General features: G+C 47.7%; 16 protein-coding genes. 1 reads left to right on the top strand and 15 read right to left on the bottom strand.

Features of this window, described 5'->3' with window-relative positions; genetic code table 11:
- Positions 1–5: 5 nt before the first annotated feature.
- From F5971_RS03180 to leuC, 15 genes are all read right to left on the bottom strand, one after another.
- The gene (locus tag F5971_RS03180; protein WP_193493999.1) at positions 6–1220 is read right to left on the bottom strand and encodes an O-succinylhomoserine sulfhydrylase; all 1215 of its coding nucleotides are present in this window, start codon (positions 1218–1220) and stop codon (positions 6–8) included.
- A gap of 9 nt (positions 1221–1229) precedes the next feature.
- Positions 1230–2756, bottom strand: a complete 1527-nt coding sequence (purF, locus tag F5971_RS03175; protein ID WP_036512958.1) for an amidophosphoribosyltransferase — start codon at positions 2754–2756, stop codon at positions 1230–1232.
- 50 nt (positions 2757–2806) lie between these two features.
- A complete protein-coding gene (locus F5971_RS03170; RefSeq protein WP_343042539.1) occupies positions 2807–3307 on the bottom strand; it encodes a CvpA family protein in 501 nt (166 codons plus the stop codon).
- A gap of 61 nt (positions 3308–3368) precedes the next feature.
- Positions 3369–3974 (bottom strand): SPOR domain-containing protein, encoded by a 606-nt coding sequence (locus F5971_RS03165; protein ID WP_193493997.1) that lies wholly within the window; start codon positions 3972–3974, stop codon positions 3369–3371.
- A 14-nt stretch (positions 3975–3988) separates the two neighbouring features.
- The gene (gene folC / locus F5971_RS03160; protein ID WP_223116235.1) at positions 3989–5275 is read right to left on the bottom strand and encodes a bifunctional tetrahydrofolate synthase/dihydrofolate synthase; all 1287 of its coding nucleotides are present in this window, start codon (positions 5273–5275) and stop codon (positions 3989–3991) included.
- Positions 5276–5277: 2 nt separating this feature from the next.
- Positions 5278–6210, bottom strand: a complete 933-nt coding sequence (accD, locus tag F5971_RS03155) for an acetyl-CoA carboxylase, carboxyltransferase subunit beta (RefSeq protein WP_193493995.1) — start codon at positions 6208–6210, stop codon at positions 5278–5280.
- 35 nt (positions 6211–6245) lie between these two features.
- The gene (locus F5971_RS03150) at positions 6246–6419 is read right to left on the bottom strand and encodes a tryptophan synthase subunit alpha (RefSeq protein ID WP_157682387.1); all 174 of its coding nucleotides are present in this window, start codon (positions 6417–6419) and stop codon (positions 6246–6248) included.
- 172 nt (positions 6420–6591) lie between these two features.
- A complete protein-coding gene (locus F5971_RS03145) occupies positions 6592–7221 on the bottom strand; it encodes a phosphoribosylanthranilate isomerase (RefSeq protein WP_036512967.1) in 630 nt (209 codons plus the stop codon).
- Between the two features lie 30 nt (positions 7222–7251).
- Positions 7252–8091 carry a tRNA pseudouridine(38-40) synthase TruA gene (gene truA, locus F5971_RS03140; RefSeq protein ID WP_036512970.1) on the bottom strand — a complete coding sequence of 280 codons (840 nt, stop codon included), beginning with the start codon at positions 8089–8091 and terminating at the stop codon, positions 7252–7254.
- A 17-nt stretch (positions 8092–8108) separates the two neighbouring features.
- Positions 8109–10742 (bottom strand): FimV/HubP family polar landmark protein, encoded by a 2634-nt coding sequence (locus F5971_RS03135; protein ID WP_193493993.1) that lies wholly within the window; start codon positions 10740–10742, stop codon positions 8109–8111.
- Positions 10743–10833: 91 nt separating this feature from the next.
- A complete protein-coding gene (locus F5971_RS03130) occupies positions 10834–11838 on the bottom strand; it encodes an aspartate-semialdehyde dehydrogenase (RefSeq protein ID WP_036512976.1) in 1005 nt (334 codons plus the stop codon).
- Positions 11839–11996: 158 nt separating this feature from the next.
- Entirely contained in the window at positions 11997–13112 is a 1116-nt protein-coding gene (asd, locus tag F5971_RS03125; RefSeq protein ID WP_193493991.1) for an aspartate-semialdehyde dehydrogenase, read from the bottom strand.
- 79 nt (positions 13113–13191) lie between these two features.
- A complete protein-coding gene (gene leuB, locus F5971_RS03120; protein WP_036512982.1) occupies positions 13192–14274 on the bottom strand; it encodes a 3-isopropylmalate dehydrogenase in 1083 nt (360 codons plus the stop codon).
- Positions 14275–14306: 32 nt separating this feature from the next.
- Positions 14307–14945: a 3-isopropylmalate dehydratase small subunit gene (leuD, locus tag F5971_RS03115; RefSeq protein ID WP_193493989.1), complete on the bottom strand. Its 639-nt coding sequence runs from the start codon at positions 14943–14945 to the stop codon at positions 14307–14309.
- An 11-nt stretch (positions 14946–14956) separates the two neighbouring features.
- The gene (leuC, locus tag F5971_RS03110; protein WP_036512988.1) at positions 14957–16378 is read right to left on the bottom strand and encodes a 3-isopropylmalate dehydratase large subunit; all 1422 of its coding nucleotides are present in this window, start codon (positions 16376–16378) and stop codon (positions 14957–14959) included.
- 125 nt (positions 16379–16503) lie between these two features.
- On the opposite strand from leuC, the gene F5971_RS03105 reads away from it, so the two are divergent.
- Complete coding sequence (locus F5971_RS03105) at positions 16504–17376, top strand: LysR family transcriptional regulator (RefSeq protein WP_193493987.1); 873 nt, start codon at positions 16504–16506, stop codon at positions 17374–17376.
- Positions 17377–17485: the final 109 nt, after the last annotated feature.

The following is a 17485-nucleotide window of genomic DNA, read 5'->3' as shown; positions in this document are numbered from 1 at the left end:
TCGATCTAGACCGCAGCTAAGCCTTTCAACAAGTCAGCTTTAAGATCATCAACAGACTCAAGACCCACTGACAGACGGATCAAGTTATCTTTAATGCCTGCATCGGCACGTTCTTCTGGTGTCATACGACCGTGCGTTGTTGTGGCCGGATGGGTTATGGTCGACTTAACATCACCGAGATTGCCAGTGATTGAGATAATCTCTGTCGCATCAATGAAACGCCAAGCCGCGTCTTTGTCACCCTCAACTTCAAAGGACAAAACGCCACCAAACGCGCTCTGTTGACGACAGGCCAATGCATGCTGAGGATGATCTTCAAGTCCTGAGTAATAGACTTTGTTAATCCCTTTCTGGGTTTGCAACCACTTAGCCAAGGTTAATGCGCGCTCGCTGTGCGCTTGCATGCGCAGCGGCAAGGTCTCTAAGCCCTTCAAAAAGACCCAGGCATTAAACGGGCTTAAGCAGGCACCACCTGTGCGAATAAAGCCAAAAATGGCTTCCATCTCGGCATCACGTCCAACCAGCACACCGCCAATGCAGCGCCCTTGACCGTCTAGGTACTTGGTTGCCGAATGCATGATAATATCAGCCCCCAAGGCTAATGGGCGCTGCAATGCAGGGGTTAAGAAACAATTATCCACAACTAGCAGAGCACCCGCTCCATGAGCGATCTCGGCAACGGCTGAAATATCCGTCAGCTCCGCCAAGGGATTTGAAGGGGTTTCCAAGAAAAACATTTTGGTCTCAGGCCTAATGGCGGCAGACCAAGCGTTTAAATTCGTTGGATCAACAAACGTGGTTTCGATACCCGCACGACTTAAATAACGAGTAAAAAGTGCCACGGTGGATCCAAAGACGCTTCTTGAACACACGACGTGGTCGCCTGTCTTCATCAACGCCAAGCCCAAACTCAAGATCGCGGCCATGCCAGAGGCTGTCGCAACTGCACGTTCCCCACCCTCAAGCGCTGCAATCCGTTTTTCGAATGCACGCACCGTTGGGTTGGTAAAACGCGAGTATATATTGCCGTCTTCCTCGCCACCAAAGCGAGCAGCCGCTTCACGCGCCGTCGAAAAAACAAAGCTTGAGGTCGGAAAAATAGCGTCGCTATGCTCGCCTTCATCACTCCGATGCTGACCCGCTCGAACGGCTAAGGTCTCAAGGTCATACTCCTGACCGGAGAATTGAATGCGAGAAGCACGCTCAAACGAATCAGTCATAGGGATACCTCAGTTAATACGAGTGTGAAGATCGGCAGATGCATCTTCTTCTGCATCGCTATCTGAATCAGCCATGGTTTTGGCATCATCATTGCGCTTGCTCTCAAGCTTTTGTAAGTATTCAGCGTTCACCGAACCCGTGACGTACTTGCCATCAAAAACACAGGTATCAAACTCTTTAATATCTGAATTCAGCTCTGTAATGCATGCCTTGAGGTCATCCAGGTCCTGATACAGCATCCAATCGCAACCGATATAGTTGCCAACGTCTTCAGCTGAGCGGCCATGAGCCACTAATTCAGTGGCACTTGGCATGTCGATGCCGTATACGTTCGGAAAACGAACCTCGGGGGCAGCGGATGCAAAATAGACTTTTCGAGCGCCAGCGTCACGCGCCATCTGCACAATTTGCTTAGAGGTGGTTCCCCGCACGATTGAGTCATCAACCAGCATCACTACTTTATCTTTAAACTCCGATGCAATTGGGTTGAGCTTTTGACGAACAGACTTTTTGCGTAATGTCTGACCCGGCATAATAAACGTGCGGCCAATATATCGATTTTTAATAAAGCCTTCTCGGAAAGTAACACCTAATGCATGCGCCATTTCGAGAGCCGCCGTTCGACTTGTATCGGGTATGGGAATAACCACATCGATATCGTGATCAGGACGCTCTTTCTTAATTTTATCCGCAAGCTTGACCCCCATTAGCATTCTGGAAGAATGAACAGAGATATTTTCAATAATGGAATCAGGGCGAGCAAGATAGACATACTCAAATAAACAAGGCGCCAATGTCTGCTGAGTTGCGCACTGCTGCAAGAACAACTGGCCTTCGTTATCGATGTAGAGCGCTTCACCCGGCACTAAATCGCGTACACGCTCAAAACCTGAGGTATCAAGGGCCACGCTTTCGGATGCCACCATGTACTCGACTTTGCCATCAACCACACGCTTGCCGTAGACCAATGGACGAATTCCGTATGGATCACGGAAAGCCAAAACACCGTAACCTGTGATCATGGCAACCACGGCATAACCACCCTGACAACGCTTGTGCACTTCTTCAACGGCTTTAAACATATCGACAGCCGTCGGTGTCAGCTTGCCAAGACGCTGGAGCTCGTGAGCAAACACATTCAACAACACCTCAGAGTCCGACGTGGTATTAATGTGTCGCAAGTCTGCACGGAAAATATCATCCGCCAAGGCTTCAGCATTGGTCAAATTTCCGTTATGAGCTAAGGCTATACCATAAGGAGAGTTTACATAGAACGGCTGAGCTTCCGCAGAGCTAGAACTACCGGCTGTAGGATAGCGAACATGCCCTATCCCCATATTACCCATCAAGCGTTTCATGTGACGCGTTCTGAATACTTCGTTAACAAGACCGTTGTCTTTGCGCATAAAGAAACGATCACCCTCACAAGTTACCATACCGGCTGCATCCTGCCCACGGTGTTGCAGCACTGTTAGTGCATCGAAAATAGTCTGGTTAACATTGCTTCTGGCAAAAATGCCGACGATACCGCACATTCAATCAACCTCAAGAGAGACGCGTTAATTCGAGATCCATGTAAGATAGCTCAGCGACCTATATTCCAGATCGCCTGCCCTATATCCTGCGCCATATCCCTTGACCAGGTTTCCATCACCAAAAAATGCGGAATAAGCACGGACTCATTCCACCAGGGATCTTGTATAGCGGGTGTCATTTTTAATAACACAATCATGATCACAACCACTAAACCGCCTCTAAGCACACCAAAACCAACGCCCAAAATCCGGTCGGTGGCGGATAAGCCCGTTGCATGCACCAAGCCGCCAATTAAAGAAGCCAAGAGGTTTCCAACAATCAGCGTGGCGATGAACAGCACAGAGAATGCGATGAGTAAATGGACCGATGGTGGCACATCAAGATAGCCTGAAAGGATATCCGCCAACACATCAGAAAATAAACGTCCAACAATAAAAGCCGCTACCCAAGAAGCAAGGGATATTGCCTCTTTGACAAAGCCTCTTCTAAGACTTAACACTGCCGATATGGCAATAATACCAATAATTGTCCAATCAACCCAATTCATCATGAATCCAATTACATCCTCAATGTGCCTAGTTTAACAGAGCAACTGCAGCAAACCTATCGTGTTATTGCGTTGAAAAGCGAACGATAATGCCGTCTAAGCCATATTCATTCTTAAGACTGACCTTCAACTCTTCAAGACGTGTACGCTGCATCTCGGGACCGACAAACACTCGAACAACATCATCCCCATGGCGAATGTACACACGATGACCGGCATTAATGAGCCGCGTTCTAAGTTCACGCGCATTCGCTTCTTGACGAAAGCTCGCAAGCTGAAGTGCCCATGCAGCGGGTATCTGATCGGCATCTAAAGCCGGGGCTTCTTGCACAGGATTTAACGTCGGCGCTAAAGATTCCAACGGACGAGACACCGAAGCCTGTGGAGGGTCGATACTCACAACCTGCTGAACAGGTGCAGGTGGGGTTCGCTCAATAACAACGGGAGCCGCGACAACCGCTTCTTCCACCTGAGCCTCCACCTGAACGCCGATGTCTGGCACAGGTTGCAATACTGGCTCAGGGGCAACAGGTCTAGGCGCGATCTGCACGGCAGGCGCAACATAGCGTTCACCATGCCCTGCACCATCGAATGCAAATGGAACTAATGCCGCTAACATAACGCCTAAAATCAAGGCGCCCGTGACTCTATATTTAATCGCATCTTTCATTTGTTTTTACTAACCTAAGGGGAAGTTAAATAGGCTAACGCATCTGTCACGGTATAGAATGAGCCTGCCACGACCACTCGATGCTGCTCAGAAAGATGCTGGGAAAGATAGGTTAACGCACTCGGTACGTCAGAATGAAGAGTGAGCTTATCCAAGTGATTCGGTGCGCAGTCGTTAAAAAATGCCTGCAATTGTTTTGCGGTTGCACCACGAGGTGTATCGAGACTGACAAGGTGCCAATGGTCAACGTCTAAACGAAGTGCTCGTAAAACTTCACCTATATCTTTATCTGCCAACATTCCAAGAACAACGTGTGTTGGCTTTGGGGGAAGCTTACTTAAAGCCGAGCTGAGATACGCCGCCGATTCTGGATTATGCGCCACATCAAGAATACATTCTGAATCATTCAGCCTGAGCATTTGCATACGCCCTGTTAATGAGGCACTGCACAAACCCGAACGAATATGAGCTTCCGTCACGGAAAATGGAGAAAGCAAAATGGCCTGAACGGCTGTGGCCGCATTTTGCAAAGGCAAAGCAGGCATATCTAAATCCAATAACTCGACGGTAGCGCCCTGGAGATCGCGTCCTTTCCAATCCCAGACGCCATCTTTTTCTTGAATCGAAAAATCAAGGTTGCGCAGGAATAAATGAGCACCTATCGACTGCGCATGGTCTACTAGAGTTTGCGGTGGATTCAGATCTCCACAGATGGCCGGTTTTTCAGACCTATAAATACCGGCTTTTTCAAAACCTATCGCGTCACGCGTGTCACCAAGCCAATCCATATGATCCATCGACACTGTGGTCACGATTGAAACATCAGCATCAATGATGTTGATCGCATCCAAACGCCCACCAAGCCCAACTTCCAGAATAACGATATCAGGCGCGGTCTGAGTAAAAAACAACAAGGCCGCTAATGTTCCATACTCAAAGTAAGTAAGGGGTATATCGGACCGCGCCGCTTCAATTTGCGCAAAACATTGACACAAGTCCTGATCACTGATGTCTTTGCCAGCCAAGCGAACGCGCTCGTTATAGCGTAGAAAATGAGGCGAGGTGTAGGTTGCAACCACCAAGCCAGCGGCCGAAAACACTGACTCCAAGAGACGTGTGGTGGTCCCCTTTCCGTTGGTCCCTCCCACCGTAAAAACAAAGCTCTTGTTTAAGTTGATTTCCAGCTTAGCTGCAACCTGACTGACACGATCCAAACCCAGATCAATTTCGCCAGGATGGCAAGATTCAATATACTCCAACCATCGGGAAAGACCCCACGTCGACGATGCAACCTCTACCACAGTTATTGACTCACTTCATTTTCAATAGGTTCATCGGTTGAAGCCTCTGATGCGGGCGCATCAGACACTGGACACACCGTCGGGTGCCCCATGAGCTTACTGAGAATAGCCGCAACACGCGTTCTCATCTCTTTCCGCTCAACAATCATATCCACCTGACCGTGGGCCAATAAAAACTCACTACGTTGAAAACCTTCGGGGAGTTTTTCACGCACGGTCTGCTCAATCACACGCGGGCCAGCAAAGCCGATCAGTGCATTGGGCTCAGCAATATTCAGATCTCCCAACATCGCAAGACTCGCTGACACACCACCGTAAACAGGGTCGGTCAATACGGAGATATACGGCACACCCGCAAGCTTCATTTTTTCGAGTGCAGCACTGGTTTTAGCCATCTGCATCAATGAAAATAAGGCTTCCTGCATACGTGCTCCACCAGATGCTGCAAAGCAAACCAGTGGAATTTTACGCTCCAGGGCAAGATGAGCCGCTTGCACAAACCGCTCACCGACAACCGCACCCATAGAGCCGCCCATGAAGTTAAACTCAAAAGCAACGGCCACAACTGGCTGACCTTCAAGGGTTCCACTCATCGCGACTAAGGCATCCGTCTCACCGGTGCTTTTTTCAGCCGCCACTAGACGATCTTTGTATTTTTTGGAGTCTTTAAACTTAAGACGATCCACAGGCAACACATCAGCCCCGATTTCTTTCCGATTATCAGGATCGAGGAAAAGATCCAAACGACGGCGAGCCCCAATGCGCATGTGGTGATCGCACTTAGGGCAAACATTTAAGTTTTTGTCCAATTCAGGCTTATACAAAACCGAATCACACTTCGGGCATTTTTCCCACAATCCCTCTGGCACACTCGAACGTTTCGCTTCTGTACGTTTCACCAGAGAGGGTACTATTTTATCCAGCCAGCTGCTCATTACATTAATCCAGATGAAAAAGTTGCATTATCAGATCAGGCATCCATCGCCGTTCGCATGTCTGCAATTATCGCGCTTACCCTCGATGGGATCAACTCCGGACTATCGACCAAAGACGCAATTTGACTCACAAGTACGCTTCCAACCACTACACCATCGGATACATTTTCGATGGTTCCTACCGAATCAGCACAAAAAAGCTGAAACATTTTTACTCAAAACACGTTTGCCATAAGACATACTTAAAAGATTTTAACAGGCGATCCCTACATATTCAGCACTAAAATTAGTGACTCTTTTACAAATACAAGGTAAGGGTAACGACACTATCAAAAACAACGCCCTATTGACGAGCACTCAATGCGCCCTCTTCCTTATTTGCTAACGCATACTGACACGCGTTACCTCGTGAATAAATCGCTGAACTTTTGAAATATCCTTAAAGCCTTTTGCTTTCTCAACGCCACCACTCACATCAACCGCGTAGGGTTTTATACATAACACAGCCTCCGCTACATTGTTAGGGTCTAAACCACCCGCCAAGATAATTTTATCCGCTAAGCCATCAGGAATTAGACCCCAGTCAAACTGTGCGCCCGTTCCACCCGGCACTCCTGCAACATAGGTATCTAACAATACACCTTTTACAGCATCTGCGTAGACTTCAACTTCACGAACCAAGTCCATGTCATTGCTTACTCGAAGCGCTTTAATGCTAGGCCTTGAAAAGCCCTGGCAAAACAGAGGTGGTTCATCACCGTGAAATTGCAAAAGATCAATCTGTGTGAGATCTACAATGCGTTCTATTTCGCTGTGCGTTTCATTAACAAACAATCCAACGCTGGTCACAAAAGCAGGTAACTGTTTAATAATGTCTGCAGCTGCATTAGGCTCAATATATCGCGGGCTTGGTTTGTAAAAAACAAAACCGAGGGCGTCCGCTCCAGCACTCACAGAAGCCAAAGCGTCATCAAGGTTGGTAATACCACAAATCTTCACTCGGGCGCGCATGTTCTACCTATTCATATCAACATCAATTCGTTAATTCTGTAAGCCAAGAAAAAATGGCCCCAGAGGCAATCTCGGCAACCCATGAACTTGATCGTAGTCCACATCAACAAAGTAGAGTCCGAACGGCGGTGCCGTCACGCCACCCTGTCGCCGATCTTTTGCGTCTAAAACCTCTTTTGCCCAAAAAACAGGCGCCTCTTGTGCACCGATTTTCATTAAAACACCCGCAATGTTACGCACCATATGATGCAAAAAAGCATTTGCTTTAATATCAATGATGATCAAGCTACCAATTTGATGCAGCTCTATGTTTTGTACAGTTCTCACTGGACTCTTCGCTTGACATCCGACGGCTCGGTAGGATGTAAAGTCATGCTCTCCAATCAAAAACCTTGACGCTTGTCGCATCAATTCGACATCCAGGGTTTTCCATGTCCACGTTACCCCCTTATGCAACAATCCCGGTTTGACGGGTGATGAGTAGATGACATAGCGATAGCGCCGCGCCTTGGCGGAAAAACGTGCATGAAAATCCTGTGTAACAGGTGTTGCCCATAACACAGCGATGTCATCAGGCAGGTACGTATTGGTACCCATTACCCATGCACGCGGGTCACGTATAGCATGGGTATCGAAATGAATTATTTGGCAACTGGCACTCACTCCTGCGTCTGTTCTTCCAGCACAAATCACATTCACCGGATGATTTGCCACTTTTGCTAAGGCTTTCTCGACCTCACTTTGAATACAGCGCACGGCGTCATGTTCTTGTTTTTGCCAGCCGTGATAGAGCCCACCCGCATACTCCACTGCTAAAGCATAACGATAAGGGGCGGTCGAAACCGCCCCTTCAGGTATTACATCAGTCATAAAGCCATTCGTATCTATCAGGATAAAGAATTCAGCAGCTTCTCTGCTTCGGAACGCTGCGCTTCATTTCCTTCACGAGCTATTTCACCTAGAATTTCGCGCGCACCTTCAGCATCATCCATTTCAATGTACGCACGTGCCAAGTCTAACTTGGTTTCATTCTCGTCAGCACCATCAAGTAGATTTAGATTATCTAAAAGATCTATGGCTTCTTCATAGGAGTCAGACTCGTCAAGCGCAATGTCATCATCAGTACTTGCGAGGATATCATCTAACTCGTCATCCAAGCCCATTTCCAAATCATGAGCGATGTTCGCTGTTAATTCTTCTTCAGTCTTTTTACCTGGTGATGTTTTAGGCGCTTCTGCATCATCAACCGTCTCAGCATCATCTAACTCAAACGCCAAGTCGTTAGACAAAGCCTCTAAATCATCATCCAAGGTTTCATCTTCAGCTGCGTCAAAATCGGCTTCTGACAAGGAGAACTCAAGCTCATCCATGTCATTAGCGGCCGAAACCTCCTGATCCTGATCCTGATCCTCTTCCGTTTCGGCTGCATCACTCAATGCTAAATCACTGAAGTCCAGCAAATCCTCATCATCGACCTCAGGATCGGCATCGGAGACCCGCTCATCAAGCGGATCACGTTGCGCAATATCATCAATTGAGAACTCAAGATCTATATCATCATCCAAAGATGCATCCGAGCTACTCTCGTATGTATCTAACGCATCAGGCGCATCGGTGATGTCCATCAAGTCATCGAGATCCATCTCCTCAAGGCTTTCGTCACTAGCCTGTATTTCTTCGGACTCGTCATCGTTAAACTCTAACTCATCGAAGCTTTCCGCCGCTAACGCATCGAAATCCGTTTCACTGACGTCATCAACCTCCGATGTATTTTCGATCTCTGGCTCTACTACCGCCGATAAATCAAATTCTTCATCAATCACTTTAACGTCATCGACAGGGTCATCATCGAGGTTCAAATCCAAATCTAGATCCATATCAAGATCTAAATCTGCAAAATCGTTTTCTTCTCCTGAGGTGTCTAATTCCTCTGAGACAAACTCCGTGGCGTCTTCTGCAGCGGCGACTGGCGCATCCTGCTGCTCTTCTTGTGCTTGAGCAACTGCGGCACCTGCAAGCGCTGTCGCTGCAGCGGCTGTGGCTACTTTAGGGATTGTATCCGAATCCGAAGTGTCATCTTTGACTGCAACGTTGTATTTTGATGATTTAGCTGCAGCATTTTTACGACGTCTACCCACCAGCAAAGCCGCAATCGATGCCAACAAGGCTGCAATGGATATCCCGCCTATTCCATACAGCATAAAGAGCTTAGCTGACTCTTCACGCCCTTCAGACGACACATTTTGCTCGACAAGCGCTTGTAACGCAGCCAAATCCTGATCTTTCAACTCAAGCATTCGCTGCATTAAAGCCAACTGGTCTTGAACCGATTCCAGCTGCTCATTTAGATCTATATTCTCACGCTCAAGCTTATCAATGGTTTCAAGCGTGAACATTAACTGCTGTTCAATCTCGCCACTGCGCTGCAGGAGGCCATCAACACTTTGAGCGGTTGTATCGGGTGCTTGGGCAACAGTTCGCTCTTGATCACCTGCAACCGCGGGTTGATCAGATGTAATACGCTGATCCAAATCAGGCGTCACAATGCGCAGTTCCGCCTCTGCTGGCGGCACCACAGGCTGAGCTTGGGCAACTTCAGATTCAACACGCTCCGTTGCTTCAACTGGAGTCGTCGGTGCATCTGTCGGTTCAGCTGTTGCAGCGACTTGCGATACAGACTCAACCGGAGTGGTTGTACGACCACGCAAACGCCACAGGTCATTCTGCCTTGCGACTTCAAGCGATGCTTCACGTGAGGTTAATGCACCTACTTCCGCAGCTGTCGGAATTGACAACACTGTGCCAGCTGACATCATATTGATGTTACCTGACGGAAACGCTTGCGGATTCTTGCGTTGGATCGCCAACATCATCTGATCTGTTGAAATTGAGGCATCTGGCTTAAAGCGGTTAGCCAAGACCCAAAGAGTATCACCTCGTTGCACTTGAATCTGACTAGGGTCAGCGGCACGAGTCGTCGGAGCAGGAGATGGAGCAGACGCTGGTGTATCGGCAACAGGTGAAGGCAACGGCTGAGCAGGACGTGCAGGCTGCGCCGGAGTAACGGCAACCGAGGGCGATGTGGAAGCCGCTGGCTGTACACTGCGAGCGACAGGTGCAGGATCAAATGCGGGAGGATCCAGTAACACTGTGTACTCTCTGACTAAGCGTCCACTTGGCCAGTTAACCTCCAACAAAAAATTAAGGAAAGGTTCTCTGACTGGGTCGTTCGAGGTCAAACGTATAACGCCAGTTCCATCCGGTGAGGCATACACTTGAAATCGAATATTATTGATGATGCCAGAGCGATTTAATCCCGCTAACGAAAAATCATCTGCATTTGCCATTTTGGGTTGGATTTGCAATGGCGACAGATCATTCAACTGCATCAACCGAATCTCTGCATTCAGAGGCTCGTTTAAGGCGGATTTGATATTGATCTCACCAAGTCCCAACGCGTGGGCATTCGGCATCCCAAGTACCCCGGCAACAGCGAGGCTTAAGGCAAGTTTTCGCAGCATCTGATTTCCCTCATGATCCGCAACCTGTGTTTAAATATCAGAAAAAACAGAAAGTTGCATCCAAATTTATAGCTTAGTATTATTGAAAACCCTATCCACGGTCAAGCAGAGTAACGATTTCCTCTGCAATCTGTACGGCATTTAGGGCTCCACCCTTCCTTAAGTTGTCTGTTACCGCGCACAATGCAAACCCCGTAGCGGAGTTTGGTTCAACTCTCAAGCGCGATACAAAGACTCCATCCTGTCCAGCCGCATGTGTCACTGGCGAGTACAATTCGCTTTTCGAGAAGGTTAAATCCGGTACTTTACCCAGGATTTCAGCCGCCTGATCAAGCTCAATTGGATGCTGACACTCAGCATGGATCACAACACACTGCCCGTAAAACAGTGGCACTTGTAGAGCACTCACCATAACCTCTAATTGATCATCATTGAGCAATGACTGAACTTGACTGACAATACGTTGCTCTTCTAACGACTCCCCAGAAGCCGATAAACCACCCGCTGCTGGCAAAATATTAAAGGCAATTTGTTGACCAAAATACTCGCCTTCAGCAGGCCTGCCATTGAGCAAGCGAGACGCCTCAAGCGCCAAGGCCTCAACCCCTTCTCGCCCGGACTCAGCAACCGAATTGAGGCAAGTCAGATTCAAACGCAAGACCTTATACTTTTCATTCAAAGCGGATAGCGCCATTGCTGTCACAATCGCTGCAGACGACGGGCTGACAATATACTCATTGCACATTGCCGCCGCATCTTGATTACCAATGCTGGGCACCCAACAGTTTGATAAATCGGCATCATCGCTTGGACACAAGTCAATAACCGTTACTTTTTCATTGAGAAGCTGCTGTAAGTCCTGATTTGTTAACCCTGCAGGCTTGCAGTTAAACAAAATACCAACGCCAGCTAAATTGGTTTTCTCTAATGACCGAATACGCGTTGCATGCCCTTTAAACATAACACTACGCTCAGTCATTTCACCAACATCCGCAAGCCGAATATCGGTTACTGGGAAATTTCGATCTGCTAATATTTCCAGCAAATTTTCGCCCAAAAGCGTTGATGCACCGACCACTGCTACCGCTATACTCATGTAATACTCATAATCCTAAATTGTCGCAAAGACATAACGCTAATCTAATGTAATAAATCATAATTTACTATGATTATTGCGTCACAACAAAGATAAACGCTATAAACAAAGCAGCCCGAACAAATCGGGCTGTGAATAGGTCACCTATTAATCAGGCATTATGCCTGAATTAATATCCGAAGCATACGGCGTAGAGGCTCTGCGGCTCCCCACAACAACTGATCACCGACACTAAATGCATTTAAGTAGTCAGGACCCATCTTCATTTTACGCAAACGGCCCACTGGAATACTTAATGTGCCCGTTACTTTCGTTGGGCTGAGCTCTTGGACTGTGATATCACGCTCATTAGGCACAACCTTTACCCAATCGTTTGCTGAAGCGATCATGCTTTCGATTTCATCCAGCGGTACATCTTTTTTCAGTTTGATCGTAAAGCCTTGACTGTGGCAGCGCATTGCGCCGATACGAACGCAGGTACCATCGATTGCGATTGGGTTTTCAGAACGACCCAGTATTTTGTTGGTTTCAACAAATCCTTTCCATTCTTCTTTGCTCTGCCCATCGGCAACGGCTTTATCAATCCAAGGAATCAGGGAGCCCGCTAACGGCGCACCAAAATTATCCGTGGCAAACTCTGGGCTGCGCATCGCCTGCGCAACTTGACGGTCAATTTCTAAAATCGCCGATGCAGGGTTATCAAGCAGCGACTTAACGGAGGCATTCACCTGCCCCATCTGCGTAATTAACTCACGCATGTTTTGAGCGCCCGCACCGGATGCCGCTTGATAGGTCATGGAACTGACCCATTCAACCAGATTTTCTTTGAAAAGTCCGCCAAGGCCCATCAACATCAACGAAACCGTACAGTTTCCCCCCACATAGGTTTTAATCCCTTTTGAGAGACCTGACTCAATGACATCAAGGTTGACTGGATCCAAAATAATAATGCTGTCTTGGTCCATACGCAGGGTAGACGCCGCATCGATCCAATACCCTTTCCATCCGGCTTCACGCAGCTTGCCATAGACTTCCAGGGTGTAATCGCCGCCTTGGCAAGAAATAATCGCGTCCATCTGCGCAAGTTCGTCAATATTGCGAGCATCTTTCAGTGCGGGGATGTCCTTGCCGATATCTGGGCCTGGTTTTCCTGCTTGAGATGTCGTAAAGAACACAGGCTCGTCAATCAGATCGAAATCCCGCTCCTCAATCATTCTCTGCATCAGTACCGAACCGACCATACCACGCCAGCCAACAAACCCTACACGTCTCATTCGTGCCCCCAACTAATAATAAAATTTAAATAACGCAAAAAAGCGGTAGATACCCTACCGCTTACCTACTCACGCATCATCAAGCTTGCAAGGCCTTTACAACCGCCTCGCCCATTTCAGACGTACTCACCCGCACCATACCCTCTGACATGATATCAGCTGTGCGTAAGTTTTGATCCAACACTTGACTAACCGCAGCCTCTATTTTGTCCGCAGCCGCGCCTTCTCCAAGAGAGTATCGTAACATCATAGCGGCAGAAAGGATGGTTGCCAACGGATTTGCGATTCCTTGACCTGCTATATCCGGTGCCGATCCATGACAAGGCTCATACATACCTTTGTTGTTTGCATCCAATGACGCGGATGGTAGCATGCCGATTGAACCTGTCAGCATTGCAGCTGCATCAGACAAAATATCGCCAAACATATTGCCCGTTACCATCACGTCAAACTGCTTAGGAGCCCTTACCAACTGCATAGCGGCGTTATCCACATACATATGGCTTAATTCAACATCCGGGTATTCAGCTGAAAGTTCATTCATAACTTCACGCCAAAGCACTGTGACTTCTAGCACGTTGGCTTTATCGACAGAGCACAGCTTTTTATTGCGCGCTCGTGCGGCTTCAAACGCTACACGCCCAATTCGACGAATTTCGTTTTCATCGTACACATACGTGTTAAAGCCCTCACGAACACCACCGTCTTTAGTGCGATAGCCTCGTGGCTGGCCAAAATAAATGCCGCCTGTTAACTCACGTACAATCAGAATATCCAAGCCTGACACAACTTCCGGCTTTAACGTGGATGCATGCGCAAGTTGCGGATACAGTATTGCAGGGCGCAAATTGCCAAACAATTGTAAATTAGAACGAATCCCCAAAAGGCCTTTTTCTGGACGGATCTGGAAGTCTGGGTTCGTATCCCATTTAGGCCCACCAACAGCACCTAAAAGAATGGCATCGGCTTTTTGAGCGGCATCCAGCGTCTCTGCTGGCAATGGAACGCCAGTTGCATCGATAGCCGCTCCCCCAACCAGTGCTTCAGACAACACCAGCCCTAATGAGAATTGCTCATTAACGGTCTCCAAAACCTTACGCGCTTCTGCAACAATTTCTGGCCCTATGCCATCACCCGGTAAAATCAGTATCTGCTTAGACATGACGCAAAGAATCCTATATCAATCGTGAAAAATTATGAAAACAACCAAGGAGCCGTTTCTTTCCGTTTCTGCTCATACTCGCGAATCGCGTCTGCATGCTCTAGGGTCAAGCCAATATCGTCTAGCCCTTTCAACAAGCAATGTTTACGAAAACCATCTATCTCAAACCCTAAAGCGCTTCCATCTGGCTTTACCACCTGCTGGTTTTCGAGATCAATCGTCAGTTGATACCCTTCATTCGCTTCAACTTCAACGAAGAGTTGATCGACGTCTTTTTCGTCGAGGATGATGGGTAAAAGTCCGTTTTTAAAGCTGTTGTTAAAAAAGATATCTGCATAACTAGGAGCAATAATCGCTCGAATGCCAAAATCCTCTAGAGCCCAAGGCGCATGCTCACGACTTGATCCACAGCCAAAATTCTTACGCGCCAATAAAATACTGCAACCTTGATAGCGCGGTTTATTTAAAACAAACTCTGGATTCAAAGGGCGTTGACTGCAATCCTGATCTGGCTGTCCCTCATCCAAATAGCGAAGCTCATCGAATAAGTTTGGACCAAATCCAGAGCGTTTAATCGATTTCAAAAACTGCTTTGGGATGATCATATCCGTGTCGACATTCGCACGATCTAAGGGTGCAACAATGCCTTGATGGGCTGTAAACTGTTTCATATGCGTGCTCCTTAGGCATTATTCACTTGGCGAACATCAACAAAATGACCTGCAATCGCAGCTGCGGCAGCCATTGCAGGACTGACCAAATGCGTCCGACCCCCAAATCCTTGCCGCCCTTCAAAGTTACGGTTGGAGGTCGATGCACAATGCTCACCAACACCGAGCTTGTCTGGGTTCATCGCCAAACACATGGAACAACCGGGCTCACGCCACTCCATTCCAGCGTCCAAAAAGACTTTATCCAATCCTTCCTGTTCAGCCTGAGCTTTTACCAAGCCAGATCCTGGCACTACCAATGCCTGCTTGATGGTGCTCGCGACTTTTTTTCCTTTAACAACCGCGGCTGCCTCACGCAGGTCTTCGATACGAGAGTTGGTGCACGAACCAATAAAAACACGGTCCAATTGAATATCCGTGATCTTTTGCTTCGGCTTCAAGCCCATGTAGTGCAAAGCGCGCTCGGCACCTTCACGCTTAACGGGATCGTCCATTTCAGCAGGATCAGGAACACAATCCACAACGGAGGTCACCATTTCGGGTGAGGTTCCCCAGGTGACTTGAGGCTGTATATCTTCTGCACGAATGACAACCACTTCATCGAACACTGCATCGTCATCAGAAACCAATGCTTTCCAAGCCGTAACGGCGCTTTCCCAATCCTGAGCCTTTGGCGAGAATGGGCGGTCTTTTACATACTCAAGGGTTTTTTCATCCACCGCAACCAATCCAACACGGGCACCGGCTTCAATGGCCATGTTACAAATGGTCATTCGGCCTTCAATTGAAATGCTACGGATGGCTTCTCCGCCAAACTCGATTGCATAGCCTGTTCCACCGGCGGTTCCAATAACTCCGATGATATGCAAAATAACGTCTTTAGCCGTCACGCCTAAGCCTAACTGACCATCAACACGAACCAACATGTTTTTCATTTTTTTGGTAATCAAGCATTGAGTCGCTAATACATGCTCGACTTCAGACGTGCCGATCCCGTGTGCAAGCGCGGCAAACGCACCGTGTGTCGCCGTATGGGAATCCCCACAGACAACCGTCATGCCTGGCAAGGTTGCTCCCTGCTCAGGCCCGACAACGTGCACTATCCCTTGGCGGATATCGTTCATTTTAAATTCGGTAATGCCAAAGGTATCGCAGTTATCATCCAGGGTTTTCACTTGGATGCGTGACACTGGATCAACGATACGATCAACCCCGCCAGAGCGTTCGGTCGTCGGCACGTTATGGTCCGGAGTTGCGAGGTTTGCATCAATACGCCAAGGCTTACGTCCTGCGATGCGCAACCCTTCAAATGCTTGCGGAGAGGTTACTTCATGCAATAAATGACGATCAATGTAGAGAAGCGCGCTGCCATCTTCATTCGCGCGCACCAAGTGATCATCCCATAATTTGTCGTACAGCGTCTTACCGGCCATCACAATCTCCAAGACAGGTTTAAAATAGTTATAGCGGAATACTAATTCACTCCGTTACAATAAACAAATTCATAATTTTTATCTTATTCATTCCTAAAAGGAATACAAAGGCACGGATCATCTCCATGGACAATGCAAGCCTAACAGCCTTCGTTACAGTTACTGACTGCCAATCCTTTTCAGAAGCCGCTGATCGACTATATTTGACGCAATCGGCCATTAGCAAACGCATTGCTCTGTTAGAAAGCCAACTCAATTGTCGCTTGTTTGATCGAATCGGACGGCACGTCATGCTCACCGACGCAGGCCGCCATTTATTGCCAAAAGCTCGCGAAATATTACTTGCGATCAAGGATGCAGAACGACTTGTTTCGAATTTAAGAGGCTCCGTCAACGGCCGTCTTTGCGTTGCCGCCAGCCATCATATTAGTCTGCATAGACTCCCCCCCGTGCTCAAACACTATGTCGCTAAATTTCCAGAGGTTGAGCTAGACTTACGCTTTGATGAGTCTGAGCTGGCTTACGAAAGCGTATTGCGCGGTGACATTGAACTGGCGTTAATTACCCTTGCACCTGAGCATGATGCTCGAATTATTTCGCAAGTCATTTGGCAAGATCGACTTTTCTATGTCGCATCGCAACAACACGTGTTAGCAAAAGAATCTAGATTAACCTTGGATAGACTGAGCCAATACCCCGCCATTTTACCCAGAAGCAATACATTTACTCACCAACTCGTTCTTAAGCAGTTTTCAGAGCATAACCTTGAACCCAGCGTACACATGAGCACAAACTACCTCGACACCTTGCGCATGATGGTATCCATTGGACTGGGTTGGAGCTTACTACCTGAGACGATGATTGATGATACTTTAGTGCGTTTGCAACTGGATGTAGAACCCGTTGAGCGCCCCTTAGGCTATATTTATCATCGCAATCGAACCCTGTCGAATGCCGCACTTGAGATGATCCAACTTCTTGAGCAAGCTCGATCATAAATCCAGACGATAAAAGCATTCATCACTATTTGATAAACACATAGACAAGCCCAATGAATAAAAAAACGGTCTTAGGTACAATAAAAACACACATCCAAGCAACGCAGTC

Origin of the sequence: Nitrincola alkalisediminis (assembly GCF_009821115.1) — a bacterium.
Classification (GTDB): Bacteria; Pseudomonadota; Gammaproteobacteria; order Pseudomonadales; family Balneatricaceae; genus Nitrincola; species Nitrincola alkalisediminis.
Note: the sequence above shows the minus strand (reverse complement) of the source record. Positions and strands in the feature narration are given on the sequence as shown.

Coding starts and splice junctions, on each gene's coding strand:
- F5971_RS03180 (WP_193493999.1), bottom strand. CDS start 1,220: ATGACTGATTCGTTTGAGCGTGCTTCTCGCATTCAATTCTCCGGTCAG.
- purF (WP_036512958.1), bottom strand. CDS start 2,756: ATGTGCGGTATCGTCGGCATTTTTGCCAGAAGCAATGTTAACCAGACT.
- F5971_RS03170 (WP_343042539.1), bottom strand. CDS start 3,307: ATGATGAATTGGGTTGATTGGACAATTATTGGTATTATTGCCATATCG.
- F5971_RS03165 (WP_193493997.1), bottom strand. CDS start 3,974: ATGAAAGATGCGATTAAATATAGAGTCACGGGCGCCTTGATTTTAGGC.
- accD (WP_193493995.1), bottom strand. CDS start 6,210: ATGAGCAGCTGGCTGGATAAAATAGTACCCTCTCTGGTGAAACGTACA.
- F5971_RS03150 (WP_157682387.1), bottom strand. CDS start 6,419: ATGTTTCAGCTTTTTTGTGCTGATTCGGTAGGAACCATCGAAAATGTA.
- F5971_RS03145 (WP_036512967.1), bottom strand. CDS start 7,221: ATGCGCGCCCGAGTGAAGATTTGTGGTATTACCAACCTTGATGACGCT.
- truA (WP_036512970.1), bottom strand. CDS start 8,091: ATGACTGATGTAATACCTGAAGGGGCGGTTTCGACCGCCCCTTATCGT.
- F5971_RS03135 (WP_193493993.1), bottom strand. CDS start 10,742: ATGCTGCGAAAACTTGCCTTAAGCCTCGCTGTTGCCGGGGTACTTGGG.
- F5971_RS03130 (WP_036512976.1), bottom strand. CDS start 11,838: ATGAGTATAGCGGTAGCAGTGGTCGGTGCATCAACGCTTTTGGGCGAA.
- asd (WP_193493991.1), bottom strand. CDS start 13,112: ATGAGACGTGTAGGGTTTGTTGGCTGGCGTGGTATGGTCGGTTCGGTA.
- leuB (WP_036512982.1), bottom strand. CDS start 14,274: ATGTCTAAGCAGATACTGATTTTACCGGGTGATGGCATAGGGCCAGAA.
- leuD (WP_193493989.1), bottom strand. CDS start 14,945: ATGAAACAGTTTACAGCCCATCAAGGCATTGTTGCACCCTTAGATCGT.
- leuC (WP_036512988.1), bottom strand. CDS start 16,378: ATGGCCGGTAAGACGCTGTACGACAAATTATGGGATGATCACTTGGTG.
- F5971_RS03105 (WP_193493987.1), top strand. CDS start 16,504: ATGGACAATGCAAGCCTAACAGCCTTCGTTACAGTTACTGACTGCCAA.